This is a genomic window from Trinickia sp. Y13, assembly GCF_029522115.1.
Classification (GTDB): Bacteria; Pseudomonadota; Gammaproteobacteria; order Burkholderiales; family Burkholderiaceae; genus Trinickia.
In genome coordinates this window covers 380,537-406,097 of the sequence record NZ_JAKWFK010000004.1, presented here as the reverse complement: position 1 = coordinate 406,097, position 25,561 = coordinate 380,537, and the positions used below count along the sequence as shown (strand labels likewise).

25 protein-coding genes are annotated in these 25,561 nt (G+C 61.2%); 14 read left to right on the top strand and 11 right to left on the bottom strand.

The features are described 5' to 3' along the window. Positions 1-22: 22 nt before the first annotated feature. From MMB74_RS10390 to MMB74_RS10380, 3 genes are all read right to left on the bottom strand, one after another. The gene (locus MMB74_RS10390) at positions 23-1,351 is read right to left on the bottom strand and encodes a type II toxin-antitoxin system HipA family toxin (protein ID WP_277428537.1); all 1,329 of its coding nucleotides are present in this window, start codon (positions 1,349-1,351) and stop codon (positions 23-25) included. 2 nt (positions 1,352-1,353) lie between these two features. Further along, positions 1,354-1,797 carry a helix-turn-helix domain-containing protein gene (locus MMB74_RS10385; protein WP_277428536.1) on the bottom strand — a complete coding sequence of 148 codons (444 nt, stop codon included), beginning with the start codon at positions 1,795-1,797 and terminating at the stop codon, positions 1,354-1,356. Between the two features lie 253 nt (positions 1,798-2,050). Beyond that, positions 2,051-3,430 carry an FAD-containing oxidoreductase gene (locus MMB74_RS10380; protein WP_277428535.1) on the bottom strand — a complete coding sequence of 460 codons (1,380 nt, stop codon included), beginning with the start codon at positions 3,428-3,430 and terminating at the stop codon, positions 2,051-2,053. A 129-nt stretch (positions 3,431-3,559) separates the two neighbouring features. Here MMB74_RS10380 and MMB74_RS10375 point away from each other — a divergent pair, with 129 nt between their 5' ends. Continuing rightward, a complete protein-coding gene (locus MMB74_RS10375) occupies positions 3,560-4,003 on the top strand; it encodes a cupin domain-containing protein (protein ID WP_277428534.1) in 444 nt (147 codons plus the stop codon). Between the two features lie 162 nt (positions 4,004-4,165). Here MMB74_RS10375 and MMB74_RS10370 read toward each other — a convergent pair whose 3' ends face one another. Further along, a complete protein-coding gene (locus MMB74_RS10370) occupies positions 4,166-5,071 on the bottom strand; it encodes a LysR family transcriptional regulator (protein WP_277428533.1) in 906 nt (301 codons plus the stop codon). Positions 5,072-5,183: 112 nt separating this feature from the next. On the opposite strand from MMB74_RS10370, the gene MMB74_RS10365 reads away from it, so the two are divergent. Then, a complete protein-coding gene (locus MMB74_RS10365) occupies positions 5,184-5,999 on the top strand; it encodes an alpha/beta hydrolase (RefSeq protein WP_277428532.1) in 816 nt (271 codons plus the stop codon). 877 nt (positions 6,000-6,876) lie between these two features. Beyond that, positions 6,877-7,560: a DUF4336 domain-containing protein gene (locus MMB74_RS10360; protein WP_277428531.1), complete on the top strand. Its 684-nt coding sequence runs from the start codon at positions 6,877-6,879 to the stop codon at positions 7,558-7,560. Positions 7,561-7,655: 95 nt separating this feature from the next. Here the strand turns inward: MMB74_RS10360 and MMB74_RS10355 are convergent, their stop codons facing one another. Continuing rightward, a complete protein-coding gene (locus MMB74_RS10355) occupies positions 7,656-8,561 on the bottom strand; it encodes an NAD(P)/FAD-dependent oxidoreductase (RefSeq protein ID WP_277428530.1) in 906 nt (301 codons plus the stop codon). Between the two features lie 96 nt (positions 8,562-8,657). Here MMB74_RS10355 and MMB74_RS10350 point away from each other — a divergent pair, with 96 nt between their 5' ends. Next, positions 8,658-9,122 carry an Rrf2 family transcriptional regulator gene (locus tag MMB74_RS10350; protein WP_277428529.1) on the top strand — a complete coding sequence of 155 codons (465 nt, stop codon included), beginning with the start codon at positions 8,658-8,660 and terminating at the stop codon, positions 9,120-9,122. Positions 9,123-9,276: 154 nt separating this feature from the next. Here the strand turns inward: MMB74_RS10350 and MMB74_RS10345 are convergent, their stop codons facing one another. Continuing rightward, entirely contained in the window at positions 9,277-10,134 is an 858-nt protein-coding gene (locus tag MMB74_RS10345; RefSeq protein ID WP_277428528.1) for a PA4780 family RIO1-like protein kinase, read from the bottom strand. 523 nt (positions 10,135-10,657) lie between these two features. Between MMB74_RS10345 and MMB74_RS10340 the strand changes: the two genes are divergently transcribed. Then, on the top strand, positions 10,658-11,248 hold the full coding sequence (locus tag MMB74_RS10340; RefSeq protein ID WP_277428527.1) for a class I SAM-dependent methyltransferase: 591 nt from the start codon (positions 10,658-10,660) through the stop codon (positions 11,246-11,248). A 206-nt stretch (positions 11,249-11,454) separates the two neighbouring features. Then, positions 11,455-12,102: a DsbA family oxidoreductase gene (locus MMB74_RS10335; RefSeq protein WP_277428526.1), complete on the top strand. Its 648-nt coding sequence runs from the start codon at positions 11,455-11,457 to the stop codon at positions 12,100-12,102. Between the two features lie 13 nt (positions 12,103-12,115). Here MMB74_RS10335 and MMB74_RS10330 read toward each other — a convergent pair whose 3' ends face one another. The 3 genes from MMB74_RS10330 to MMB74_RS10320 all read right to left on the bottom strand — a co-directional run bounded on the left by MMB74_RS10330 (position 12,116) and on the right by MMB74_RS10320 (position 14,361). Beyond that, complete coding sequence (locus MMB74_RS10330; protein ID WP_277428525.1) at positions 12,116-12,547, bottom strand: lysozyme inhibitor LprI family protein; 432 nt, start codon at positions 12,545-12,547, stop codon at positions 12,116-12,118. Between the two features lie 97 nt (positions 12,548-12,644). Further along, on the bottom strand, positions 12,645-13,700 hold the full coding sequence (locus tag MMB74_RS10325; RefSeq protein WP_277428524.1) for an aldo/keto reductase: 1,056 nt from the start codon (positions 13,698-13,700) through the stop codon (positions 12,645-12,647). Positions 13,701-13,770: 70 nt separating this feature from the next. Further along, positions 13,771-14,361, bottom strand: coding sequence for a flavodoxin family protein (locus tag MMB74_RS10320; RefSeq protein ID WP_277428523.1), 591 nt, complete (start codon positions 14,359-14,361; stop codon positions 13,771-13,773). 116 nt (positions 14,362-14,477) lie between these two features. On the opposite strand from MMB74_RS10320, the gene MMB74_RS10315 reads away from it, so the two are divergent. Continuing rightward, positions 14,478-15,383, top strand: a complete 906-nt coding sequence (locus MMB74_RS10315; protein ID WP_277428522.1) for a LysR family transcriptional regulator — start codon at positions 14,478-14,480, stop codon at positions 15,381-15,383. A 43-nt stretch (positions 15,384-15,426) separates the two neighbouring features. On the opposite strand, the gene MMB74_RS10310 is transcribed toward MMB74_RS10315, so the two are convergent. Then, complete coding sequence (locus MMB74_RS10310; RefSeq protein ID WP_277428521.1) at positions 15,427-16,260, bottom strand: oxidoreductase; 834 nt, start codon at positions 16,258-16,260, stop codon at positions 15,427-15,429. A gap of 154 nt (positions 16,261-16,414) precedes the next feature. Here MMB74_RS10310 and MMB74_RS10305 point away from each other — a divergent pair, with 154 nt between their 5' ends. Next, a complete protein-coding gene (locus tag MMB74_RS10305; protein ID WP_277428520.1) occupies positions 16,415-17,326 on the top strand; it encodes an AraC family transcriptional regulator in 912 nt (303 codons plus the stop codon). 191 nt (positions 17,327-17,517) lie between these two features. Here the strand turns inward: MMB74_RS10305 and MMB74_RS10300 are convergent, their stop codons facing one another. Continuing rightward, entirely contained in the window at positions 17,518-18,738 is a 1,221-nt protein-coding gene (locus tag MMB74_RS10300; protein ID WP_277428519.1) for a DUF5621 domain-containing protein, read from the bottom strand. Between the two features lie 827 nt (positions 18,739-19,565). On the opposite strand from MMB74_RS10300, the gene tssB reads away from it, so the two are divergent. The 6 genes from tssB to tssG all read left to right on the top strand — a co-directional run bounded on the left by tssB (position 19,566) and on the right by tssG (position 25,561). Beyond that, complete coding sequence (gene tssB, locus MMB74_RS10295; RefSeq protein ID WP_277428518.1) at positions 19,566-20,105, top strand: type VI secretion system contractile sheath small subunit; 540 nt, start codon at positions 19,566-19,568, stop codon at positions 20,103-20,105. Positions 20,106-20,168: 63 nt separating this feature from the next. Continuing rightward, positions 20,169-21,662, top strand: a complete 1,494-nt coding sequence (gene tssC / locus MMB74_RS10290; RefSeq protein WP_277428517.1) for a type VI secretion system contractile sheath large subunit — start codon at positions 20,169-20,171, stop codon at positions 21,660-21,662. Between the two features lie 77 nt (positions 21,663-21,739). Next, positions 21,740-22,228, top strand: coding sequence for a type VI secretion system tube protein Hcp (locus MMB74_RS10285; protein WP_277428516.1), 489 nt, complete (start codon positions 21,740-21,742; stop codon positions 22,226-22,228). Positions 22,229-22,293: 65 nt separating this feature from the next. Continuing rightward, positions 22,294-22,743, top strand: coding sequence for a type VI secretion system baseplate subunit TssE (gene tssE, locus MMB74_RS10280; protein ID WP_277428515.1), 450 nt, complete (start codon positions 22,294-22,296; stop codon positions 22,741-22,743). A gap of 5 nt (positions 22,744-22,748) precedes the next feature. Then, positions 22,749-24,518, top strand: coding sequence for a type VI secretion system baseplate subunit TssF (tssF, locus tag MMB74_RS10275; protein ID WP_277428514.1), 1,770 nt, complete (start codon positions 22,749-22,751; stop codon positions 24,516-24,518). Next, complete coding sequence (tssG, locus tag MMB74_RS10270; RefSeq protein WP_277428513.1) at positions 24,473-25,561, top strand: type VI secretion system baseplate subunit TssG; 1,089 nt, start codon at positions 24,473-24,475, stop codon at positions 25,559-25,561. The genes tssF and tssG overlap by 46 nt, the downstream gene beginning before the upstream one ends.

Here is a 25,561-nt window from a genome sequence, read left to right as displayed (position 1 = left end):
GCTACGGCGTGCATCTCGGCGCCTATTGCGCAGCGAGCTTTTTGCTTTGCCTTCGCATGCCTTCGAAGATTTTGTTCGAGACGTCTTGCGGAAAACCTTTCGGCAACCGGGCCGCTACGTTGTCGATAACGGCCTCTGTCATTCCGGTTAGTGTGTCGATCATTTCCTCGACCTCCTCGGGCGCCAGGGTGACGCACTGACCTTGCGCAACCCAATGACGACGACGGATCTCGCTGATAAGGTAGTGCGCATTCTTGCTGCGCACCGCCATCGAGAGCTTGATTCTGCGTGGAGAGATCTGGTTCCGTCCGGTCCCGATGATCGGGTGGGCGGACAGCACGTCGTAGAGCGGCGTGGCTGCGTAACGGTTTGAATGGAGATGAGCGATGCTGAAATTTTTTGCATGCCCGTCGGTCGCCGCGAGGATCCAGAAAACGATCTGTGCCTTGAAGAATTTGGACTGATCGACTCCAGCCTGTTCGGAGCCGGCGAGAATGCTCATGATCTGCTGGATACCAGGGCCGCCATCCGCTTCGTATTTGCTGTTGGAAGGCGTACCTGTGGCTTGGCACATATCCTCCTGGGGAAGGCGCAGAAACCAAGAGCCGTCGCTCGCCAATCTCCGGTCGAATCGCTCCACCACGAGCACTTTCTGGTCCTCGAAGGTGGCGACTTCGCAGTGGGCAATCGGCAATCCATAGGCGGCAACTATTTTCGAGCACAGCCACTCGTTCTCGATCGACGAGCGCATGTCGGCACGCATGTTTCCTACCAGTCCGAGCGGGAGCTTCAGGATATGTGTGGTGGGGGTACTGCCCTTCGGCAGGAGCCACCGGTTGCCGTGCCGCAGGAGCGCGCTCTTCTCCTGCGCCCCCGCAATGGAGAGCCGAAGATCGTCGATGGGCTCATGCTGCCCAAGCGGCGCAGTGGTGACATCCCGCAGCAAGCGCGCGATGTCAGCCTCGCTCATGGGCTCTCCGCGGATCTGCTGCAGATCGACGGGCCGCTCGCCGGGCGGGAGCATCTGGATCGCGCCGGCGCAGTCGCGGCCCAATGCCGATAGCAGTTCGAAGGGAGACGTGCCCCCTGTTCTGTGACGTATGGCGATACGCTCACGAATCGTCTTGCTGTCGGGAAGCAGGTTATCGAAAAAGGCCGACACGACCTGTCCGCGATACGACTGGTTACCGGGGGTGAACGGCAACGAGAGCGAGAGCGGGCGCCCTTGTTCATCCTCGACCCACGACTCGAAATAAGTTAGCTTCTCGCCGTCGCGAGTGATCTCCCACGTTCCGACGGGAAGACCATTCATCCACAATGCCAGGCTTTTCATATGCGTTCTGCGGCCCATTATTACCAACTCTCCCGCTTCTTGATGACCGGGGCGATAGGGCGAGGCTCGCTGGAGCGACTTTTCGGTGGAGGCTTGGCGTGACCGATAGCTTGCTTTGTGCCGGTCTTGGCGGTGCCCTGCGTGCCCGATTTGATGTCGCTCTTTATTTCAGCCGGCCGCTTCACCGGGGCAGGCCTCTCAGCGCTTTTGACATGCTTTGCAGCAAGACTGTCGGGTGTCGCCGGCCTTGAGGCCTGGGTCAAAACGAGGCTAACGTTGAGCAGCTTTAAAACAAGATAGAGACGATCCAGACTGGCGGACTCGGGTTTCGCTTCGAGTTGCGCATATGTCTGCTGCGTGACCCCCAAGCGCGCCGCCAACTGCGCCTGTGTCAAGCCGGCCGCTTTGCGAAAGCCCACCAGGAGCGGGCGCACCTGCTGAGGAGTTTTGACGGGGTAGTCCATGGTGCGTGTCGCTGAAACAGACTATTACCTGTAAATGAAAAAAACAGTATAGCACCTGTATTCTCTCGTTTTACAGGAAATAGTTTGTAAATGACAGATACAGAAGAAAGCCTGTTGTCGCCGCGCCTTACTTAGGGGTGCGCGCGCAAGGCTTTCCCCAGACGAAAACTTTGCCAATGCCACGCCGGTGGTCCGAAATGGCCAGCCAGTGGGTTACATGTCCATACGCACGCCATCGACGGCGAGGCGACTCCTATCCCACAGGCCGCAAATCTTGCAACAGTGTCGGCACGAGTTCGGAGACGGTTGGATGGATGTGCATCGCGCGAGTAATGGTGCTATAAGGCGCCTTCGCGTACATCACGTCGAGCAGGGAGTGAATCACTTCATCGCCGGTGACACCCAGGATCGAGGCGCCCAGAATGAGCTCGGACTCAGCGTCGACGATCACCTTCATGAAGCCTTTGCTTTCGCCTTTTTCCACGGCGCGCCCGACGCGCGTCATCGGGCGGGTGCCAATCATCAGCTTTCGTCCCGATCGCATCGCCTCGGCTTGCGTCATGCCGGCGCGGCCGAGAGGAGGGTCGATGAACATGGCGTACGCCGCGATTCGGTCTGAAACCTTGCGCGTTTCGTTGTCGAGAAGATTGGCCGCTACGATCTCGTAGTCGTTGTACGACGTATGGGTGAAAGCGCCGCGACCGTTACAGTCGCCTAGTGCCCAGATGTTCGGGACACTGGTGCGCAACTGCTCATCCACTTTGATGTACCCTCGTGCATCGGTGTCCACGCCGGCCCGGTCGAGCCCGAGATCGTCGGTGTTGGGCACGCGCCCGACGGCGAGGAGCAAATGCGAGCCCCCGACTTCACGGGCTCCGGCGGCGCAATCCAGCCCGACGACCACGTTGCCTGCGTCACGTCGCACGCTGAGACAGTTTGCATCGAGCTGGATGTCGATCCCCTCGCTTTCCAGTATCTCCCGCACCGCTAGCGAGACATCTTCGTCCTCGCGTGTGATCAGGCGCGAGCCTTTCTCGACGATCGTTACGCGGGAGCCGAAGCGCCGATACATCTGGCCGAATTCGAGGCCCACATAGCTGCCGCCCACCACGATCAAGTGCTCCGGCACGAAGTCCAGATCCATCATGCTCGAGTTCGTGAGGTAATCGACTTGGTCCAGACCCGGCATGTCGGGTATGAGCGCACGGCCGCCGACGTTGATGAATATCCGGTCCGCTTCCAGCAATTCATCGCCGACGCGAACCACATATGCGCTCTCGAAGCGGGCATGGCCGCGATAGACCGTGCAGTGTTCCAAACCGCGGACCCACTGCTCGACACCTTGGCTGGAGTGCGCCGAAATCCGGTCTTTCCGTGCTTTAACCTGCTTCATGTCGACCGTGACCGGCCCGCCGACTACCACGCCGAACTCTTCGGAACGCCGCGCCAAATGAGCCGCATAGGCGCTGGCAATCAGCGTTTTGGTGGGGATGCAGCCGGTGTTCACGCATGTGCCGCCGAACCGCGCTCGTTCGACTATCGCGACCTTCATTCCGGCGCCGGACAATCGCGCCGCGAGAGGCGGGCCGGATTGCCCGGTGCCGATGATGATTGCTTCGAATCGTTGCGTCATAGCGCTCTCCTTCGCTGCTGGGGCAGTGGATGGCATTCGACTTCGTCACGGACCTTCTGCAAGCGGTGCAATACCGCCTACACTCGTATTATTGCGCCCAACGCAAATCCTCATCAGGAGGAATCCAAAATGACTCTCGACGACGCAGCCCCAAGCAAGCCGATCACGGTGGGTCGTCTGACGATTCAGTACCTGATCGATGGAGCCGCCACAGGCGGGTTGGGCGTATTCGAATTGACGGTGCCTCCGGGGGCGAGCGTTCCTCCACCGCACAGCCATACCCATAACGAGGAGTGCGTGTATGTGCTGGACGGTGTGCTTCGATATTCCGTCGACGGAGTGACCCGAGACCTAGCCCGAGGACAATGGATGCATTCGCCACGTGGATCGATTCATCAGTTCAGCAATCCACACGGTGATACGGCTCGCGCCTTGATCGTACTGACGCCCGACATCGGTGCCCAGTATTTCCGCGATGTCGGCGCCATCGTTAATGCAGGCGAGCCGCCCGACCGGGCAAAGCTCATTGCTGTGATGTCAGAGTACGGACTGGTCCCTGCGCCGCCTCGATGAGGTGAAAGCGATCCTGTCGTTGCTAACTGCCCGGCCACACGAATCCGCCGGCGCGTCCGCTGCCTTCGTCTGGGCGCACCGCATCGAGGCCCACGCTCCACCGTTCCGAGCAGTGTGAGGCGAGGGACACCTTTCTTCACGCTTATTTTCGAGTAGGCCTTATCAGGAATCCCAATGCGGCTCATCGCCAAACGCTTGCGCAAGGTACTCGACGAACCGGCGCACCTTCAACGGTATCCGCCGCGCACTCGGGTAGACCGCTTGTATCGCTAATTCGGTCGTGCGGTGCTCCGGAAGCAGCGCCACCAGCTCGCCACGCCGCAGATGCTCGCCGAAGACGAACGTTGGGCCGTACGCTATGCCGGCGCCGGCGAGAGCGGCGGACAACAGCATCTGCATGTTGTTGGCCGATATCCGCGAGGGCCCATCGATGACGTGTGCTCCGTTTTTCGCATCGAACAATGTCCAATCCCCCGCGGATACGGCCTCGCTGAAGGCAAGCCTCGGCGCCCGAAGCAAGTCGCTTGGCTCACGCGGCGCGCCATGCCGCTCGATGTATTCGGGTGAAGCACATACAACCATCCGACATGGGGCGATCCGTCGGGTAACCATCGCCGGATCATCTAGACGACCGATCCGGACAGCGACGTCGATGCCTGCGTCGAGCAGATCGACATACCGATCTCCGAGCGTGACTTGGACATTCACCTGCGGGTGACCTTCAACGTATCGCGCGACGACCTGACCCAGGTGCATCGCACCGAAGGTCACCGGCGCTGCGACACGAAGGGCGCCACGCGCCGTGCCCTGAGAATCGCTGGCCTCCCGGTTTGCTTCATCGAACGCCTCGAGAATCTGCTTGCTACGTTCGTAGTAGGCTTGGCCTGCATCGGTCAGGCTCAGGCGCCGCGTGGTTCGCTGAAGCAAACGGGCATTGAGCCGAGCCTCGATCTCGCTGACGTGCTTGCCAGCCATCGCTGGCGATAAGCCGAAACGCCGCGCGGCGGCGGCAAAGCTCCCTTCCTCCACCGCAGCGACGAACACGGCGAGACTTGTTAGCCGGTCCATTGCTTTCTCCAATTCGATAACGCCATTATCGACTGTCGCCACCCAACGGACAATTATCAAATACAGCGCGCACGCCTACGATCCACCCATCCGACGAACCGAGGTGGACGAAATGAAAATTGAAACGAACGGCACGCGCATCCATGTCACGCAGCAAGGCAACGGCAACCTGGCCCTGGTCTTTCTGCACTACTACGGCGGCTCGTCCCGTACATGGGACCTGATCGCGCATCGGCTTTCCGACCGCTACCGGATCGTGGCGACCGACCACCGAGGCTGGGGCGAATCCGACGCGCCCGTGGATGGCTACCGTATCGCGGATCTAGCCGATGACGCGGAAGGCGTCATCAACGCGCTTGGTTTGGTGCGCTATGTGCTCGTCGGTCATTCCATGGGCGGCAAAGTTGCGCAACTAATCGCGTCGCGCAGGCCTCGCGGACTCGAAGGCCTCGTCCTCATTGCTCCGTCGCCTCCATCGCCCACGATTCTGTCGGAGGAGCAACGCGCGACTTTGGCGGGGGCCTATCGATCGCGGGAATCGGTCGAATTCGTCATCGATCACGTCCTTACCGCTAAACCGCTCGATGCCACGTGTCGTGAGCAGGTCGTCGAGGACAGTTTGAAGGGCGCCGCGCAGGCGAAGGCCGCGTGGCCCGAGATTGCGATGCGCGAAGACGTTACGGCTGCGGTGGGCGCTATCGCCGTACCGACCGTCGTCATCTCCGGAGAATTGGATCAAGTCGATCGCATCGATACCTTGCAGGCCGAACTGCTGCCGCGTATCCCCCATGCGGCGATGCGCATTCTCCGTGGAGTCGGACATCTGTCACCGCTCGAAGCTCCGGCGGAAATTGCGCAGATCATGGAGAGTTTTCTCGAGGTGGTGGATGCGCAGAGAACACGTGACCTAGCCGACGTTCACAGATGACTCGCCAAGTAAGTGTCGGGCGGCGCTGATCGGCAGATGGACGCGCCTTCGCAACGGAGCGTTAATAAGGCATTCGTAAAGCGTTAGTAAGGGCGTGCGCCGATCGGAAGGTTTCACTTTCCGTCGTGAGCAGCGGGCGTTCCTGCAATCGGGCTTGTAATGTCCCACGGGCAATGCGCTGGCGCACAAGGACATGACGATCTCGATCCGCAGCGATGCGGCCATCGCCGCTTCGTTCCGGTTGCGACTGCCGCAGCGCTGTCACGCAGAGGTTGTGAGCGGGTCGATACGTATAAATGAGGATACGTGCGGCTGCTCAAGCGTATTACTATTGGCCGCGAGGTTGCTGGGTTCGATGGTGGCCTTAGCTCGTGTGCGGTATTCGTTGACAGCGATCCGGCCCGTAGCAGGGGGCGCACGGCGGTAATCCTTGGGTATTCGAGGGCAATGATGTGGCCACCTTTCGCTAAGCTGACTAAAGCTGTCGTGATCTTCGTCACCGCGGTTTGCGGCAACGCGAATGCCACGGCCCCGGATCGGATTCTGGACGAGACCGTCCAACTGAACGCATCCGGCTCGCCCGTTGCCGTGAAATCGGAGCGGCGCTCAGGGGAGCGAGCACAGAGTCTGGTTGCAGGATCGCATGGCCATCGTGGCGAGAGAATGGATCCGCAACGGGCGGGGGAGTCCCCGGTGAGCGATAGCCGAGCGTTTCAAAGCCCCAGCGATCATTACACGATGCCGCACACGTTATTCGGCGCTGGGAACTCCGCGCTATCTGCGCTGGGTAACGGCGCGCCTACTTCGGTCCTTCGTGTCTGATCGGTGTGCGCATCTAGTCAACGGACAAAATCGTCCACGTGAAAGACCGCGATCAATGCTTACTGCGTTCGGTCAGAACTTGTATTTTGCCGATGGGCCCGCGGTATCGTTCCACGGCTTTCCTTATCCCACCCGCATGGCTGTCGTGCGCCTCTCGTCGAATGAAACTTGGGTGTGGTCGCCCATCGAACTGACGGAAAATTTGGCGGCCGCGGTGGAAGCGGTTGGGCCGGTCGCGCATATCGTGTCGCCGAACAAACTGCATCATCTCGCGCTGCCCGCTTGGAAGAGCCGTTGGCCGCAAGCACGATTGCATGCCCCTCCTGGCCTTGCTCGGAAAATGAAGGGGGTGCGCTTCGATGGCGAACTCGGCGACGTACCGGACCGAGAATGGGTCGTCGACATCGATCAAGTCGTGTTTCGCGGATCGTTTGCTATGGAAGAAGTGGTGTTCTTTCACCGCGCGTCACGCACCGCAATCTTCGGCGATCTAATCCAGCGCTTCCCAGATGAGGCGGCCAAGGGATGGAAAGGCTTGCTGCTGCGGCTCGACGGCCTCGTCGGACGGCACGGCAGCACGCCGCGTGACTGGCGTCTGAGTTTTCTTTCTCGCAATGCCGCCCGTGCGGCGCGCCAAAAGGTGCTCGATTGGGAGCCTGAGCGGCTGCTGATCGCTCACGGCGAATGCGTCGGCAGCGACGCAACGCATGTCATCGCGGAGGCGTTGCGCTGGATTTGATGGGCCGGCATTGCTCGACGGACGCGAACAGAGCAAGGCTGCCGGCGGCCCCCTTTGCTGCAAGTGGCGCCGCGGCCGCAATCGACGTTCACCGTCTACAGCCCGAAGATGAGTGAACGATGAGCTGCAACACCTGCCGCAACGCCCGCTGCCGATGCGAATGTCGCGTTCGACCACATACTCGAGGCGTCGCCGGCGGCGAACACGCCCGGTACGCTCGTCTGCTTCCATTCGTCCACGCGGATAACCGCGCCCATCGGTCCTTCTTCGAATGCGCAACCGAGCTGTGCCGCGAGAGGGCTCGCCATTCGCGTTCGGGGCGCGATGAAGAGCGCATCGATAGCGGCGATGCGGCCATCGGTGAGACGCAATCCCGTTATGTTTGGGGACGCACCAATGACTTCGACGACGGGCGTCGGCTCGATGAGCACGTTACGGGTGTCGAGCAGGGCGGCCTCCTCGGGCGTCGGTTGGGCGATGCCTTGCGTGAACCATGTCGTGGGTCCCCAATCGGACACGAGCACCGCCTGATGGACCGAAAGCGCATGCGTGGCCAGAACGCCGAGCCGTTTGTTTCCGACTTCGTAACCGTGACAATACGGACAATGCAGTACTGAAAGTCCCCATCGCTCTTCGAGGCCAGGCAAGGACGGCAGTTCGTCGCGAACGCCCGTGGCAAGGATCAGGCGATCCGCACTCAAAGTGGTGCCATCGCTTTGGGTGACGACGAATCGCTCACCGATGCGTTCCGCCTTGCTGGCTTCCCTGACGACGATCCGCGCTGTCGGATACGCTGCCAGTTGGGCTGTCGCTTCGCCGATGATCTCGGCTGGCGCCTTGCCATCCTGTCCGAGGAACCCATGCGAGTGGGGTGCGAAGCGATTGCGTGGACGCCTGTCATCCAGCACTAACACGCGCCGTTTCGCGCGCGCCAGTTGCATCGCGGCCGAAAGACCGGCGAAGCTGCCGCCGACCACGATGACATCGAAATGCGCCGACATAGCTCATCTCCTTCTCAAGTAACATTCTAAGTTGCATGATAGCGCTATGCTACACTTTCATGCAACGTCAAAAGTTTCATGAGATGCTCTTCCAAGATGAAAACCGACAGTCGCATATCGCGTGTTTTGCACGCGCTGATCCACATGAAGTATGCGGATGGCCCGCTGACTTCGGAAGCGCTCGGCGAGATGCTTGGTACGAATGCCGTAGTGGTGAGGCGCTTGTTCGGCGGTCTGCGCGAGATGGGTTATGTCACGTCGGAGAAGGGACACGGCGGGGGGTGGTTATTGGGGAAACCGCTCGAGAAGATTACGTTATTGGACGTCTATCGCGCAGTCGGTGAACCTACACTTTTCTCGGAGCTCGTTTCGCGCGATCACTCGCAATGTCTTGTGGAACAGGCGGTCAATGCGCAGCTTTCGGAGACGCTGCGAGAAGCGGAGGCCGTTATGCTCGCCAGGTTCGCGAAAGTCACTATTGCGATGCTCGCCCGCGAGTTCGAAGCCTCGATGTCGAGTGCGACTTCGCCGATGCGACGATCGCGGTCGACGGGTCGGTGACGTTCGCGGGACAGTGAGGGGCGTTGCCGAGACAGGCAGCGACTATTGCTTCAGCGCCTGGCCGCGCCGCAAGGGTGAAGGACGGTTGTATCGGAGCGGCCACATCCAAAAAGACAGTCCGTTTGGGACGCCCTTCGGTGAACATCGAGCACGCTTATCGGCCGGCGCTCAGTTCTTGCTGTCGCCGTATGCGCGCTTCTTCCTCGAGACGCGTCTCTTCGAGTTCCTGCAGTACGCCATCGAGATCCACAGGTTGTGTGTCGACTTCGATGCGTCCGGTCAGTTCGACGTCGACATGCAGCCGCCCGGCTTCGAAGAGCGCCCATATCTCCGGGCCGTAACGCGCAGTGAGTATTTGCGGTGCGAACCGTCCGAAGTACGCGGCCAGGTTGTCGACGTCCCGCATGAGCATCGAGGCGGCTTCGTTGTTGCCGGCGGCGTCGACGGCCTGCGGAAGATCGATGATCACCGGCCCATCGGCGGCCAGCAGAATGTTGTATTCCGACAGATCGCCATGAATGACGCCCGCGCAAAGCATGCGGACAACCTGATTGAGCAGCAGCGCGTGCAGTTCGAGCGCACGCGCTTCAGTCAGATCGACGTCGTTGAGCCTAGGTGCGACGTCACCCGCCTCGTCGATCACCAACTCCATCAGCAATACGCCGTCGGTGCAAATATAGGGTTGCGGCACGCGCACACCCGCGTTGGCGAGCCGGAACAGTGCGTCCACTTCAGCGTTCTGCCATGACGCTTCCTGCATTTGACGGCCGTAGCGCGTTCCTTTTTCCATGGCTCGCGCTTGCCGGCTGTTCTTGACCTTGCGGCCATCCCGATACGACGCGGCCTGCCGAAAGCTGCGCTGCTTCGCATCCTTGTAGACCTTCGCGCAACGCGTCGATTCGCCGACGCGAACGACGTAGACGGTTGCCTCTTTTCCGCTCATCAACTGGCCGATCACTTGGTCGATCAGGCCTTCTTCGAGAAGCGGGGCAAGGCGTTTGGGTATTTTCATGCGATCGTTGGCCGCGGCGCGTGGAACGTGCATTCCGCGTGCGTGGACGGTGAGTGACCGGCTGAGGCATGTGCGAACGACAGAACGATGAATCGAGCGGCCCGAGCGGACGGCCGGAACCTTGCGGCATGGGAGATGAATGGAGTCATGCCGGATTATAAGGGCGGCAGAGCACGAGCGGTGGTTGCGATCACTGGCGCGCCTCACACGGGTGGTTTTGGCGCTCGTTGGCATCCCGAGGCGAGCGGTTGCTTTCTCGCCGTCCTTTTCGAAGTCTCTATATGTGAAATATGAGCGCGTTCCCGTCGCAACGTTTTGACGGGACTTACATCTTTTTGACAGGTGCCGAAGGCGTGCCGGTCGTCGAGCGCGACGCAGGCCATTGGACGTCATACTGGGATAATCACTGGCCTTCCTTGCCAGGCAGCATGAGTCGAAACTACTCTCCGTCGCGGGCACGCTAAACAAACCCGTAGCGATTCGTTCAGCCGTGATCATCACTACTTGATCGAGGATATGCGTCGTGGACAAACAGACCGTCGAAACCTACTCGACAAACGCGAAACGCTTTGCGCACGAGTGGCGCGACCAGCCCGCGCCGACCGACATGTACGCACTCTTGCAGCGCTACTTCACACTGGGCGGCACAACCGCAGACATCGGTTGCGGGGCGGGACGCGACGTCGCGTGGCTCAACGAACATGGCTTTCCCGCTGTAGGCTACGATGCCGCCGACGGCTTGCTCGTCCAAGCCACGGCCAATTATCCTTCGCTGGTCTTTAGGCGCGCGGAGCTTCCCGCGCTGGACGGTATCGCGAAAGACGCTTACGACAACGTCCTGTGCGAAACCGTCGTCATGCATTTGCCGGCCGACGAGGTTACCCGAGCCTGTGCTCGGTTGTTCGACATTCTTAGGCCAAAGGGGACGTTGTATCTGAGCTGGCGAGTTGCAGATTCGGCTTCCACTCGCGATGGCGCTGGGCGACTCTACGCCGCGTTCGACGCCGCGCGGGTGAGAGAGGGGCTTCGCGATGCCGAGTTCTTGCTCGATGCCGAGGCGGTGAATTCGTCTTCCGGCAAGCGGGTGCATCGGCTTATCGTCCGCAAACGGTGAGTGAGCCTACGCGACGCGATTTGGCGCCAGTCGCAATTGGCTGCGTGACGTGGTGAGCCGCCCGCGCTTGCGCTCAGGACCATCGGTCGACCAAGCCAAATCGAAATCGCACCTTTAGTCCTGCTAACACAAGGGTTGTTATTCGCTAGCCTGCAGACATAGGGAGCAACATGCTACGCTCCCCTGCATTCCCTAGGAAGTTAGCAATGACAGCCCAACCGCTAGAAATTGATTTCGTATCCGACGTCGCGTGCCCCTGGTGTGCGATCGGACTTTCGTCGCTTCAGCAGGCGCTTGCGCGCGTGGGCGGCGATGTCGATGCGCGAATCGCCATGCACCCGTTCGAGCTGAATCCGGAGATGGCGCCCGGAGGCGAAAACGTCATCGAGTATCTCTCGAAGAAATACGGCCGGACCCCAGAACAGATCGCGGAGACGCAAGCGACGATTCGCGAGCGAGGCGCACAAGTCGGCTTCCGTTTCGGCGAGCGAACGCGCGTCTACAACACATTTGACGCACACCGTTTGCTTCATTGGGCGAAAAGCGAAGGCAAGCAGGTTGCGCTCAAGCTCGCCTTGCTCCAGGCCTACCATGGTGACGGGAAGGATCCGAGCGACCGCACCGTGTTGATCGATGTCGCACGTTCGGTCGGGCTCGACGCCGAGAAGGCGCGCGTCATACTCGAAAGCGGGCAATTCGCGGACGAGGTTCGCGCCGAAGAGCACGAATACCAGGCCATGGGCATCCATTCCGTGCCGGCGATCATCTTCAATAAGCGCTATCTCGTGAGCGGCGGGCAACCAGCGGAAGTATTCGAGCAGGCAATCAGGCAGATCATCTCCGAAAAGCAGTGATGCTGCGACGCGTTTAGCCGCCGTTCGCCGCGACGAGGCTCTCGAGCAGGTTCGCTTGGTCGACCAGCGATTTGAGAAGGAATTCGGAGCTGACGATGTACACGACCTGCCCGTTGCTTCCTCCGGCCTCCTGCAACAAAGCATAGGTCTCGTTTCGCCACTGCACCCAGGCCTTTTGCGCAACGTTCAGCTTCGCGAGCCGGTCTGGATCGGTGCTCCACATCTTACTCAGCTTGTCATAGGCGGCGTTGATCCGCTTCTTCTGAAACTTCACTTCGGCTTCGTCGCAACTCGCGGACGCGGACTGATCGTAGAAACCGGGAGCCCCCGCTTTCTTGACGCAGGCGTAATACTGCGGCGAATACGGGCTCGCAGGCGAGCCCGCTGCTTGTGCATTTGCCAAGGCGAAAGCAATCGGTAAGGCGATCGTCAGCAGAAATTTCATCGACTGGTTCGTGAGTTGTCAGGGCCGCAGCCGAATCTTAACGTGCTCATTCAAGACTCGGTTTGCCGACGATTGGCGGCGCCTGTCGCGATTCATTCTAATTCGACGAACCGGCCTTGAAGGGCAGGGGACGCCTGGTCGCGTCTTGACGCTCGATCATCCAGCCCGGATAGGAGGGCGCCAAAGCACTGACGGCGTCCAGACGCGCAAGCTCGTCCTCGGTAAGCGCCACATCGACGGCGCCAAGATTATCTTCGAGTTGCTCCACTCGCTTGGCGCCGATGATGACACTCGTGACGTGCGGCTTGGCGAGCAACCAGGCGAGCGCGATCCGCGCGACCGAGACACCGCGCGCGTCGGCCATGACGCGCATCTGCGCGACACACGGCCAGGCCCGATCGAGATCGACCGGCGGAAAATCGAAATGGGTGCGCCGCGAACCTTCTTCGGTCTTCGCCCCAGGGCCAAACTTCCCCGAAAGCAATCCGCCGGCAAGCGGCGACCACACCAGCAACCCCATTCGTTCTTCGGTGACGAGCGGCACGAGTTCGCGCTCCACGTCGCGTCCGGCAATGGAGTAGTAGGCCTGGAGCGTCTCGAAGCGTGTGGCGTGCAGCGCTTCACTGATGCCGAGCGCTTTACCGATCTTGCCCGCGCGCCAATTCGACACGCCGACATAACGGACCAGCCCCTGCCGCGTGAGATCGTCGAGTGCCCGCAGCGTTTCTTCTATCGGCGTGACCGGATCGCTGGCGTGAATCTGATACAGATCGATATGGTCGACTTGAAGCCGTTCCAAGCTTCTCTGCACGGAATCCATGATGTGGCCGCGCGATGCGCCCTGCTGGTTGGGTTTCGAGCCCATGGGGCCGGCGGTCTTCGTTGCCAGTACGATCTCGCTACGTGGCACGCCGATGTCTCTGAGCGCTTGCCCGACGACGCGTTCGGACTGTCCAAACGAATAGATGTCTGCGGTGTCGATGAAATTGATTCCTTCGGCAACCGCGCGGGCGATCAACTGATTCGCCTCTTCCTGCTTCAGGGCGCCGATCGTCTTCCACATGCCGGCGTCGGCATTGCCGCCCAACGTCATCGTGCCGAGGCACAGCTCGGAGACATACAGGCCGGTGCGGCCCAGTTGCTTATATTTCATGGCGATGTCCTTCAAGATTGGTGGAACGGAACGCGGCGGAGCCGGGGCTCTCGCGTCCCTCGGGCCGGGTTCAGTCGTTTTGCGCTTTTACGCACAGGAGCTGTCCGGCGACCATCGCCACGCGTGCGCCATAGCGGCGGGCTGTCTCCAGGTCTCCCGTCGACATTTCTTCGGGCGACGCATCGGCGGGCGTCTGCGCCATGGGCGCGATATAGGAGCCCATGCGATTGAGGTCGTCACGCAACGAGGCTCTCGTGTTCGCCGGCTTGATGTCCATGCTGACCCAGATGCCGCCATGCTGCCCAGCGAGCAGGAAGAAGTATTCGAGCGTATTGAGTTTGTCGCCGTTCATGCTCGCGCTATTGGTGAAGCCGCCGAAGATTTTGTTTTTCCACGCGCCTTCGAACCACGGCTTGGACGATGCGTCCGCGAACTTCTTGAACTGCCAGCTCGGGCCGCCCATGTAGGTCGGCGAACCGAATAGGATCGCATCCGCGGCGGCCAGCGTTTCCCAGGCGTGCGCAGCGAGGTTTCCCTCGCTGTCGATGGCGAGGCGTTCGGCGCCGGCGCCTTCTGCGACGGCTGTCGCCATGCGGGCGGTGTGCCCGTAGCCGGAGTGGTAGACGACGACTGCTTTAACCGATGAAGTGCGCTGAGTCATGTGGTTCCCTTTGGTTCGATTCGTCGCGGTGGACGACATGGGAACGCACTCTACTGGGTCGCATTTGAGTTATAAATGACGGAAATTGGAACGTTCCGTTACTCGCAGAAATAACAATGCAAAACCTTGACGCACTTTTGATCTTCGCTCGTGTTGCCGAAATGACGAGCTTCACGCGCGCGGCCGAGAGTCTCGGCATACAGAAGGGACGGGTGTCGATGGTGATCCGTGACCTCGAGCGTGAGGTGGGTGTCGCCCTCCTGCATCGGACCACGCGGACCGTCCAGCTGACTGAAGATGGACGCGCATATTATTCACGCGCTCGCGACTTGCTGGCCGAAGTGGAAGAGCTGCAATCGATGTTCGCCGCCGAAGGGACGCAATTGCGGGGGCGATTGCGCGTGGACATGCCGACGGAGCTGGCGCATAGCGTCGTGATTCCCGCATTGCCGCAACTCATCGCGGCGCATCCACAGTTGGAACTCGAGCTATCCAGCACCGATCGTCGTGTCGATCTCGTGCAAGAGGGGTTCGATTGTGTGATCCGTCTGGGCCCGGTCATCGACGAGACGCTCGTTGCGCGGCCGCTCGGCAAGCTGCGCATGATAAACGCGGCGAGCCCGAGCTATCTGGCGCGGTTCGGCACGCCGCAAACGCTCGATGACCTGCGCAGCCAGGGGCACCAGATGGTTCATTACACGCGAACATTGGGCGCCAAGTTGGCAGGGTGGGAGTATCCGGACGGCGAGGGCTACGCCTCGCTTCCGCTGCCCGGCGTGGTGCAAGTCAATAGCGTGCAGACCTACCATGCAGCCGGGCTTGCCGGCATTGGGTTGATACAAGCGGGATATTCGGGCCTCGCGCGTTACCTCGAACGCGGCGCGCTGGTGGAGGTGCTGCCGGACCTGCGCCCCAAGCCCCTCGACGCCTGGCTCGTCGTGGCCCATCGACGTAACTTGTCGCAGCGCGTCCGGGCGTTCATGAATTGGATCGAGACGGTGTTGAAGCCGTACTTCGACTAGCGGGGCGGCTGTGCGGCTCAAAGAGCCGCGAATTACGTTCGGCTCAGCCGTCCGTCGAAACGGTGGTCGCTTCCCACGCATCGATTTCCGCGTTCAACGCGGACAGCTTGTCTCGAACGAGCCCGAGTGCGTCGCTGCCGAGCAAGAGATGCCTCGGAGGATGATCCGCTGCAATGGCGGCCAGCATTGCGCGCGCCGCTTTCCTTGGATCGCCTAATTGCTTGCCGCTTTTTTTCTCGCGGGCTTGGCGAATGGGATTGAAAATATCGTCGTAATCCGAAATCGAGCGGGGCGTTCGCACCATCGAGCGGCCTGCCCAGTCAGTGCGAAATGATCCCGGCGCCACGGCCGTCACGGCAATGCCCAGCGGCTCGATCTCTTTGGCGAGCGCCTCGGAAATGCCTTCCAGCGCGAACTTGCTCCCACAGTAGTACGCGATGCCCGGCATCGTAATGTGGCCGCCCATCGATGTGATATTCAAAATGTGCCCGCGGCGACGCCGGCGCATGAATGGCAGGACCGCCTTCATCATGGCCACCGCGCCAAATACATTCACATCGAACTGTCGGCGCATTTCCGAGAGCGGCGATTCTTCCATGACGCCCTCATGACCATAACCGGCATTGTTGACCAACACATCGATTGGGCCGACGCTGCGCTCGATTTCCGTCACGATGCCGTCGATCGTGTCGAAGTCGGTCACGTCGAGGACGCGTGCCCAGGCGGCATGCGCGGAGATGGACTCGAATTCACGCTTTGCCTGGGCGCTTCTCACGGTGCCGACGACCTTATGGCCCGCCGCTAGTGCTTCCTGAGCGAGCGCGCGGCCGAAGCCGCTGCTCACGCCGGTGATGAGCAGAATTTTGCTGGATGTCATTTGAGCTTCTCCCGAATATCGATTCGCGAGTGCATACTAATCTGACGGATGAGGTAAATTAAGGCGTTTTCCGCTGATTTTCTTGCATAAAACTATGAGCACGATACGCGCTTCGGTCCCGCATCCAGCGCTACCCTCACGAAGTCACAAACGCATGGTTGCCCTGCTGCGCGCGTTGGCGCCCGATGAGGGCTACAACCTGACGGCACTCCCGAGCGTGCGCATCTTGCGCTCGAACCGGGCGCTATCGCGCACGCCCGTTCTGTACGACCCCGGTATCGTGATCGTCTGCCAGGGGTGTAAGCGAGGTTATTTCGGCGGCGAACGCTACCTGTACGACGAGCGTCACTATCTGGCCGTGTCCGTGCCTGTGCCGTTCAGCATGGAGACCGACGCAACCGAAGATCGCCCGCTGCTTGCGCTGTATCTGCACCTCGATTTCGCATTGGCTGCCGAGCTTGCGGAGCACATCGACCGCGAAGGCGAGCCGCAGCGCGCGCCGGCGCCTCGAAGCATGATGTCCACGCCCATGGACGAGGCGATGTACACATCCGTGCTGCGCTTGCTCGAGGCGATGCATCGGCCGCTCGAAGCGGCCGTGTTGGGCGGCGGGCTGTTGCGTGAGCTGTATTTTCGCGTGCTCACCGGAGCCCAGGGAAGCGCGTTGCGCGCGGCTTTGGCGATGCGTGGACAGTTTGGCCAGATCGGCCGCGCGCTTCGGCTGATACACGCAAGGTATGCGTCGCCCCTCGACGTCGGGCAACTGGCCGACGAAGCGGGGATGAGCATTCCAAGTTTCCACAGCCACTTCAAAGCAATTACGCAGGTGTCGCCGATGCAATACGTCAAGTCGACGCGCCTGCACCAGGCTCGCTTGCTGATGGTCCGCAATGATCTGACCGCGGAGGCGGCGGGGCATGCCGTGGGCTACGCGAGCCCGTCCCAGTTCAACCGGGAATTCAAGCGTTTGTTCGGATCGACGCCGGCCGCGGAGGCCAAGCGCATGCGCGAGAGCTTTACTGTCCCGCCCGTATTCGCCGATACGGCTTATGTTTCCTCGCACTGAGTTCTGTGGTTTTGAAGGCCGTTGGCCGTATCCGATCGGACACGAAAATCAAAAGAGCGGTCTCCCGGATGCGGTTTAGTCCCCGATCGGGTACGACGAAGCCGGGCGACGTGCCGCACCTCAATCGCATAGCCGAGCCGGACGCAGTGGCATATGCGATCCATCGCCTGGCATAACGTTGCATTCGCGCATCAAACATAAAGACCCATGCTCGACATGCTTGCCGTGAGTTGTCGCGTGGTGATGTCCACTGCTTGCTGCCCGCCGCCGCGAATGGGCAGCAATACGGTCGGAACGCCGCCCAGCCGCGTCGGCTGGAAGCCGATGTCGTTCAGCGACTGCTTGAGCGCCGTATAGAACTCGGCCTTCTTGTAGTCCTGAACGACTGCCCGCGTATCGGCGCCTTGATTCTCGAAGACCCACATGTACAGGTGGGGCAAGGTGCGCTTGAATATCCGGCGATGATGCTCGTTGATGAAAAAATCAGAGAACTTCACGTATTGATCGACGCGGTTGTTGAGGAAATCTCGTGTCTTGCGAGCCCCCAAAAATGCGCCGCCAATACCGGGGCTCGTCTTTTTATAACCGGACATCTTCGACTTCATTTTCGCGTACAGATTACATTGTTCAAGCGGGTTGTAATCGGGAGAGGGAGGGGCGGTGAACCGCGTGCCGAAATGATCGAGAAATTTCCATGCAAGAAACCACGCCATTTGCGCAGATTCGCCTAGTTCCTTCTTTGCGCTTTTATCCAGATTGACTTGTCCGCTATGATTTCCGGGAAACGGAATGTAAATCGCATTCGTCCCGGAATTGGTGAACGTCACGCGTTTGGCGTCTTGCGGCTTGAAAAAGCCACGCGTCTCGTGCATCGAGAGCACCGACAGATAATTCTTCACGTTGCCGCGTATTGTGCTCGCATCGTCGTCGCTCTTGTTCCCGATACCGGCGACAGGGTCCACCGCGAAGATGTTGACCGCGATGTCCGGAAAGATTTCTCGAAGCTTGTACGCGAGCTTCGTGCAAGTCACCGCGCCGCGGCTCCAGCCCAGCATGTTGACGGTCCGGGGCGCGGGACTCAACTCCGCAATGGTGGCAACGGCATGCATAACGTTGTCGTCCCAACCGGCCCCCGTCATGACCCCCGTCGCCTTCCAATTGTGATGGGTGTGCCCCATTTCCTTGTTGCCGAAGAACGACTTTGCTTGCTTGTCGCGCGTGAACGGATTGAATTGCCCCGGGATCGGCGCCGTTGTCGGGCTGCTGCCCGGACCGTCGCAAATCAAGAAGTCCTTGTATTCGACCCCCGCGGCGAGGCGACCGAATTCCGCAACGATTTCCCCTTGCCCATCTCGACTGGCGCACGTGCCATGATTAAAGACCGTGAATACGGGCGAAGTAAATGCGGGCATGAGTATTCACCTTCACAGGAGTATCGCGGGGTTGCCGGTCTGGTTGTCGCTGGCATGCAAAGTGCAGGCCGGCGGATTGAGATCACAGCATAACAGCGCAATTGCAAATATTGCAATGGGGGTCGAAGACGATGGCTGCGGAACCGGTGCCAATCCGAATGCTTGGCATACCCGGCCTTTATATTGATTTAATTAATCATACAAATAAATGAAATGCGAAATGGGTTCTGGGCGAGGAGCCCCTTATGCCAAGGCAATTTGCGTTGCGCAATTAGGGTTTTCGCTTAATTTGCCTGCGACCAAGCTACTCGAACATTTCATTGCTCTACTAGTGTGCTCGGGTGGCCAAGCCCTAATTGGCGGCGCTGGAAGTCTGTTCGGGAGCTAACACTTTTTAAGTTTTGTATGCTAGAGTCGCGCCTCAAAGAAGCTTGATACAGATCAAGGCAGAAATTAGTCGAGCGTTGCGGACCACAACCTTTTCAACACGACACAGGGACAACCCACGGATAGGTCGAGCATCGACCATTTGAACGAGTCATCGCGAGGTATGCGCGGCATCGGTCGATGCTCGCGCGTGCCTCCTCAGTGAGGCGGTGTGCGGTCGGGGGGGCGCGCCGGTTCATTGATATCGCAGGGCGGCAGCGCCGAGTAGCGGCCTCAAGGTTTGTCTCGCGTCGCATGCGCCCCGCGTCTTCAGGGGTAATTTCTTTTCCCCGTTTCGCAGCAGCACCCGCCCCCCTTTCGAGTCCGAGTCATTTCATCGGGAAGCGCCGCACACGCGGCTATACCGATTGCGCGTTTGTGTTTTTAGTCCGGAGGGGACCATGTCCAATAGTTTGCAGAAATGGGTCGGGCGCAATCGTCCGCCGCGCGTTCAGATCACCTATGACGTCGAGATCGGCGACGCAGTCGAAAAGCGCGAGCTGCCGATGGTCGTCGGCATGCTGGCCGATCTTTCGGGGCAGCCGGCCACGCCGCTTCCCAAGCTGAAGGAGCGCCGCTTCGTCGAAATCGACCGCGACAATTTCGACGAAATCATGGGCAAGGTCGCGCCGCGCCTCGATCTGTCCGTGCCCGACACGATGAAAGGCGAAGGCAACCTCAAGGTCGAGCTCAAGTTCAATCAGTTCTCCGATTTCCATCCGGAAAGCATCGTGCGCCAAGTGCCGCGCCTCGCGAAGCTGCTGGAAGCGCGTCAGCAATTGCGCGACCTGCTGGGCAAGCTGGACGGCAACGACGAACTCGATTCCATCCTCGAGCGCATCGTTCAGAACTCCGAAGAGCTCAAGAAAGTGCAGAGCGAGGCGAACGCCGGTGGCGCGCCCGCAGCCGAGCCGGCAGCCGAAGGCGCACCGGCCGAGTGAGCGGCGCGGCGCGAGGCTCGCGCCCACCGTCGCTGATGCAACGAACTGACAAAGGACTACCAGATGGAAACGAATTCCGCCGTCGAATCGTCGGCTGCAGGCGCAACGACGAACGCTGATCTCTCCCTGCTCGACCGCATCGTGCTCGAAGGAAACATGGCCGTCGAGCCGTCGCAAGGCGTCTACGCGAAGAAGCTGATTGGCCAGCTCGCATCGCAGATCCTCGACGAAGGCATGCGCACCAGCCCTGACAAGGGCGTGGTTGCGATGATCAACGAGCGCGTGGCCGAGATCGACAAGCTGCTCACGGACCAGCTCAACGCGATCATGCACGATGAGGCGTTCCAGGCGCTCGAAGCGTCGTGGACGGGCCTGCACGATATGGTCTACGGCACCGAAACGAGCACGCGCCTGAAGCTGCGCTTGCTCAACGTCACGAAGAAGGAACTGCTCAAGGACCTCGAGACCGCCGTCGATCACGACATGAGCGTGCTCTTCAAGAAGGTGTACGAAGAGGAGTACGGCACCTTCGGCGGCTATCCGTACTCGGTGCTGATCGGCGATTACACGTTCGGCCGGCATCCGCAAGACATCGCGCTGCTGGAGCGCATCTCGAAGGTGGCAGCGGCCGCGCACGCGCCGTTCATCACCGCCGCCGCGCCGAGCCTGTTCGATTTGAAGTCGTTCACCGAGCTGGGCGTGACGCGCGACTTGTCGAAGATCTTCGAAAGCGCGGAACTCGTGACGTGGCGCAGCTTCCGCGCCTCGGAAGATTCGCGCTACGTCTCGCTCGTGCTGCCGAGCTATGCGGCGCGCCTGCCCTATGGCGCGAAGACGAAGCCGGTCGAGTCGTTCAATTTCGAAGAAGACGTCGACGGCTCGGATCACAGCAAGTATCTCTGGGCGAACTCCGCGTACCAACTGGGCCTGCGCATTACCGATGCGTTCGCCAAGTACAGCTGGTCGACGGCGATCCGCGGCGTGGAAGGCGGCGGTAAGGTCGATGGGATCGCGGCGCATGCGTACAAGACGTCGGAAGGCGACATCGCGCTCAAGTGCCCGACCGAAGTGACGATCACGGACCGCCGCGAAAAGGAGCTCAGCGATCTGGGCTTCATCTCGCTCGTGAACTCCAAGGGCTCGAACTACGCGGCGTTCTTCGGCGGTCAGACGGCCAACAAGCCGGTGCTGTACAACAAGGACGAAGCGAACGCGAACGCGCAGCTGTCTGCGCGCCTGCCGTACGTGCTCGCGGCGTCGCGCTTCGCGCATTACCTGAAAGTGATCATGCGCGACAAGGTGGGCAGCTTCCAGACGCGCGGCGGCATCGAAGCGTTCCTGAACAACTGGATCTCCGATTACGTCTTGATCAATCCCTCGGCGTCGCAAGAGCAGAAGGCGCGCTTCCCGCTTGGCGAAGCCCGCGTGGACGTGACGGAAGTGCCCGGCAAGCCCGGCTCGTATCGCGCGACGTGCTTCATCAAGCCGCACTTCCAAATGGAAGACCTGACGGCTTCGATTCGGCTCGTGGCCGACCTGCCGGCGGCGGCTGCCTGACGGCAGGCAACGCATGAACGTGCGGCGTGCGCGACAGCGCCGCCGCCTCTTTCGCCAAACATCGCATCGGAATAAAAATGGATACAGTCATCCTGCAGTTCAAGGACATCAAGGGCAACTCGCTGATCGACGGCTACGCCGACGGCATCGTGCTCTATTCGTTCAGCCACAGCGTCGCCATGCCGATGAATTCGGACACGGCCAACACCGAGCGCACGATGGGCCGCCCGACCTTCAGCGAGTTTTCGATCACGAAGGCGACCGACCAGGCAACCCCGGCCCTGTACGCGGCTTGCGCCGCGGGCACGAAGCTCGGCGATGCGACGATCTCGATCGGCCGCAACGAAGGCGGCAAGTTCATGCTGCTGATGAAGTACGTGCTGAGCAACTCGATGATTTCGCACATCAGCACGGGCGGCGGCAGCTCGGAGATGTCCGATTCGGTCACGATCCATTTCACGCAGATGACGTCGCAATACACGCAGCAGAACACGGACTCGACGAAGAAGGGCAATGCCTCCTTCGGTTGGGATCTTGCCGCGAACAAGGCCGTCAGCGTGTCGTGATGAAGTGAATTCGGTGCGCCGCCCGATGGTGGCGCACCCGTGGTTTTGGGTTCTACGCTTACGTTATGTCGACCATGCGCCAGGGCTATCCGATGCCGCTGTTCGAGCGTCTCGTCGAGGATTCCGACGCCTGGCTCGAAGGCGAGGGCGCGCTGCGCGATTCCGTGGCGCGTGAGCTCTCGCGCCTGTTGAACGCGCGTTCGCGTTTGACGATGGACGAGTTCGCCCGCAGCGACTGTGGCGTGCTCGACTACGGCGTGCCCGATTTCTCGGAGCGGTCGTTGCGCTCGGGCGCCGATTGCGATGCGATCCTCGCGGCGGTGCGCCATGCGATCGCGCTGTTCGAGCCGCGGCTCGTCAACGTGAACGTGAAGTTCGCCTTTCGCGGCGACAACAGCCGCGACGCGGTGCTCGTCGTCGAGGGCGACATTCGCGTGGAGCGATCGGTCGATCACGTATTTTTCGAATTGGCGGCCGGCGCCGGTGCAAGCCGGGATGACCCGGACGACTGCTGACCGACATGGCGCCAGACGACATTCTCCAGTACTACAAGCGCGAGCTGTCATACCTGCGCGTGCAGGGCGCGGACTTCGCTCAGCGTTATCCGAAAGTCGCCTCGCGTCTCGCGTTGCACGGCACGGAGTCGCTCGACCCTCATACCGAGCGTTTGATCGAAGCGACCGCATTTCTCGCGGCGCGCGTGCATCGCGATTTAGATCAAGCGTTTCCGCAAATTGCCTCGGCGCTGCTCGAGAATGTCTGCCCCTCCCTGGCGCAGACCGTGCCGTCGATGACCGTCGCCCAGTTCGAGCTCGATCCGACTCAAGGCAAGGTGACGGCAGGATTTCGCGTGCCGCGCCATACCGGGCTGGCGGCGCTGACGGAAGACGGCGATACGTGCCGCTTCCGCACCGCATGGGAAACGGTGCTGTGGCCGCTCGCGATTGCCGATGCGCGCTTCGGCGACGACACGACGCTGCGCCTGCGACTGGACTGCGAGCCCGGCGTGGATTTCTCCGAGCTCGAGATCCGCACGCTGCGGCTGCACTTGCATGGCGACTGGATGGTCACGATGCCGCTGTACGAGTTGCTCGTATCGGGCGTCGTCGGCGTTTCGCTCGCGCCCGCCGATGCGCCGCTCGTGCGCCTCGGGCAATCGGCGTGGCGCGAAGTGGGTTATGCCGAAGAGGACCGCGTGCTGCCTGCGCCGGCTCACGCTCATCCGGCCTACGGCCTGCTGCAAGAGTATTTCGCCTTTCCGCGCAAATTTCACTTCTTCGATTTGGATGTGCCGGCCGGGGTATTCGGCAGCGGCCGCAGTTGCGAAATCGTTCTGCATCTGGACCGCATGCCGCGCGCTCGCGCCCTCGCGCACATCGGCGCGCAACATTTTCGGCTCGGCTGCACGCCCGTGATCAACCTGTTTGCGCAGACCACCGAGCCGATCGTCGTCGACGGGCGCCGCTACGAGCACCGTCTCGTCGCCGAGCAGAAGCGCGAGGCCATCACCGAGATCCATTCGATCGTGTCGGTCATCGCTTCCGATCCCGTCGCCGATCGCGCGATCGTGCTCCCGGGCTACACCGCCGTCGATCGCATGGATTTGGACGGGGCCAGCAAGCAATCGACGTTTTGGTTCGCGCGGCGCGAGCACAGTGTGCGCGGCAATGTGCCGGGCGTCGACACGTACCTGAGCTTCGTCGACGCGGGGCGCAATTTCGTCGATCCGGCCACGCCGGTCGTCTACGCGAACGTTCTTTGCACGAACCGCCGCCTTGCCGAGCATGTTCCCATCGGCGCGCGCATGCTCGTCGAGCGGGTGTCGCGCAATACGCGCGTGCGATGCCTCTATGAACCGACGGCGCCGCGCGATCCTGCGCTTGGTAGCGAAACGCTGTGGCAGCTGGTGTCTTTGCTCACGCGCAATTACCACTCCCTGGTCAGCGGCCCGAACGGCAGACGCGAGTTGCAGGAAATGCTGATGCTGTTCGCATCCGACGGCCTGCGCGAACAAGATCAGATTCGCGGAATCAGCCGCATCGGGGCGCGCCACGTCACGGCTCACGTCGGCGCCGACGCATGGCGCGGCTATTGCCGCGGCACCGAGGTCAATATCGAATTCGATGCGGACGCGTTCGTCGGCAGTTCGCCCCTGATGATGGCCGCTGTGCTCGCGCGCTTCTTCGCGATGTGCACCTCGGTCAACTCCTTCGTCCGGCTAGTGGTTTGCCGTGGAGATGAGATATGGAAGCAATGGGAACCGATGACCGGTTGCCAGCAGTTGCTCTGATCGAGCGGCTTCTCGCTCATCCGCATGACTTCGACTTGTTCCAGGCGATTCATCTGCTGGAATGCGCGCAGTCGTGGGCGCGGCCGCTTGGGACGGGCGACGGCACGGACGAGGCGGTGCGCTTTTCGGGCCATGTATCGCTCGCCTTCGAGCCGAGCGATATCCGCACCGTGCGCAGCCAGGCCGCCGGCAAAGATCGCGCCACCTATACCGTGACCACGGCGGCGATGACGCTCGCCGGCGCGAGCGGGCCGTTGCCGCTGGCGTTCACCGAATGGCTGTTGCGGCGCCGCGCCGCGCGCGAAACGGCGATGTCGGACTTCCTCGACATCTTCAATCATCGCTTTCTTTCGTTCTTGTATCGCAGCCGTCAGAAGCATGCGCCCGGGCTCAATGGGCGCGCGCCCGACGATGCGACGCTGACGGCCTGCCTCGATGCGCTCGGCAATCTCGGCCTGCGCGCGGGCGAGCGCGGGCCGGGCGGCGCGCGGCGTTGGTTGCGTCATGCAGGGCTGCTCGGTGGCGCACCGCGCTCCATGGTGGGTTTGCTGGCGATGCTGTCCGACCGGCTTGGCGTCGCCGTGCGCGGCGCGCAGTTCGTCGGAGGCTGGCGCGAGCTCGACGCGCGCGATTCGGCGCGTTTGTCGGGCTTTCGCGCGGGAGCTTCGCGTTTGACCGGCAGGGCGGTCGTGGGGCGGCGCTGCTGGGATCAAGCGGCGGGCGTGCGCATCGAGTTCGTCGATCTGCCGCAGGACCGATTCGAGGCGCTATTGCCCGGCGGCGCGCTGCACGCGCTTACCGCATGGCTCGTGCAATCGTATTTGGAACAGGACCTCGACGTTCATGTCGTGCTGCGGCCCGCGCCTAGGAAGGCCGCTCTTGCCGTAGGCGGAGCGGGTGCGGCGCGCCTCGGCTGGACGTCGTGGCTCGGCGCAGCGCGTGCCGCGAGCGCGGATGCCAAGGCTGCGGCGCCCCTCGCGCCCGTCCGATTCACTCTGCGCATGCTGCCGTCCGCGGCGGCATGGCGCCCATCGAATGCATAA

What these genes read in the sequence shown, in the direction of transcription:
- MMB74_RS10390 (WP_277428537.1), bottom strand. Translation starts at nt 1,351, where the DNA reads ATGGGCCGCAGAACGCATATGAAAAGCCTGGCATTGTGGATGAATGGT.
- MMB74_RS10385 (WP_277428536.1), bottom strand. Translation starts at nt 1,797, where the DNA reads ATGGACTACCCCGTCAAAACTCCTCAGCAGGTGCGCCCGCTCCTGGTG.
- MMB74_RS10380 (WP_277428535.1), bottom strand. Translation starts at nt 3,430, where the DNA reads ATGACGCAACGATTCGAAGCAATCATCATCGGCACCGGGCAATCCGGC.
- MMB74_RS10375 (WP_277428534.1), top strand. Translation starts at nt 3,560, where the DNA reads ATGACTCTCGACGACGCAGCCCCAAGCAAGCCGATCACGGTGGGTCGT.
- MMB74_RS10370 (WP_277428533.1), bottom strand. Translation starts at nt 5,071, where the DNA reads ATGGACCGGCTAACAAGTCTCGCCGTGTTCGTCGCTGCGGTGGAGGAA.
- MMB74_RS10365 (WP_277428532.1), top strand. Translation starts at nt 5,184, where the DNA reads ATGAAAATTGAAACGAACGGCACGCGCATCCATGTCACGCAGCAAGGC.
- MMB74_RS10360 (WP_277428531.1), top strand. Translation starts at nt 6,877, where the DNA reads ATGCTTACTGCGTTCGGTCAGAACTTGTATTTTGCCGATGGGCCCGCG.
- MMB74_RS10355 (WP_277428530.1), bottom strand. Translation starts at nt 8,561, where the DNA reads ATGTCGGCGCATTTCGATGTCATCGTGGTCGGCGGCAGCTTCGCCGGT.
- MMB74_RS10350 (WP_277428529.1), top strand. Translation starts at nt 8,658, where the DNA reads ATGAAAACCGACAGTCGCATATCGCGTGTTTTGCACGCGCTGATCCAC.
- MMB74_RS10345 (WP_277428528.1), bottom strand. Translation starts at nt 10,134, where the DNA reads ATGAAAATACCCAAACGCCTTGCCCCGCTTCTCGAAGAAGGCCTGATC.
- MMB74_RS10335 (WP_277428526.1), top strand. Translation starts at nt 11,455, where the DNA reads ATGACAGCCCAACCGCTAGAAATTGATTTCGTATCCGACGTCGCGTGC.
- MMB74_RS10330 (WP_277428525.1), bottom strand. Translation starts at nt 12,547, where the DNA reads ATGAAATTTCTGCTGACGATCGCCTTACCGATTGCTTTCGCCTTGGCA.
- MMB74_RS10325 (WP_277428524.1), bottom strand. Translation starts at nt 13,700, where the DNA reads ATGAAATATAAGCAACTGGGCCGCACCGGCCTGTATGTCTCCGAGCTG.
- MMB74_RS10320 (WP_277428523.1), bottom strand. Translation starts at nt 14,361, where the DNA reads ATGACTCAGCGCACTTCATCGGTTAAAGCAGTCGTCGTCTACCACTCC.
- MMB74_RS10315 (WP_277428522.1), top strand. Translation starts at nt 14,478, where the DNA reads ATGCAAAACCTTGACGCACTTTTGATCTTCGCTCGTGTTGCCGAAATG.
- MMB74_RS10310 (WP_277428521.1), bottom strand. Translation starts at nt 16,260, where the DNA reads ATGACATCCAGCAAAATTCTGCTCATCACCGGCGTGAGCAGCGGCTTC.
- MMB74_RS10305 (WP_277428520.1), top strand. Translation starts at nt 16,415, where the DNA reads ATGGTTGCCCTGCTGCGCGCGTTGGCGCCCGATGAGGGCTACAACCTG.
- MMB74_RS10300 (WP_277428519.1), bottom strand. Translation starts at nt 18,738, where the DNA reads ATGCCCGCATTTACTTCGCCCGTATTCACGGTCTTTAATCATGGCACG.
- tssB (WP_277428518.1), top strand. Translation starts at nt 19,566, where the DNA reads ATGTCCAATAGTTTGCAGAAATGGGTCGGGCGCAATCGTCCGCCGCGC.
- tssC (WP_277428517.1), top strand. Translation starts at nt 20,169, where the DNA reads ATGGAAACGAATTCCGCCGTCGAATCGTCGGCTGCAGGCGCAACGACG.
- MMB74_RS10285 (WP_277428516.1), top strand. Translation starts at nt 21,740, where the DNA reads ATGGATACAGTCATCCTGCAGTTCAAGGACATCAAGGGCAACTCGCTG.
- tssE (WP_277428515.1), top strand. Translation starts at nt 22,294, where the DNA reads ATGTCGACCATGCGCCAGGGCTATCCGATGCCGCTGTTCGAGCGTCTC.
- tssF (WP_277428514.1), top strand. Translation starts at nt 22,749, where the DNA reads ATGGCGCCAGACGACATTCTCCAGTACTACAAGCGCGAGCTGTCATAC.
- tssG (WP_277428513.1), top strand. Translation starts at nt 24,473, where the DNA reads ATGGAAGCAATGGGAACCGATGACCGGTTGCCAGCAGTTGCTCTGATC.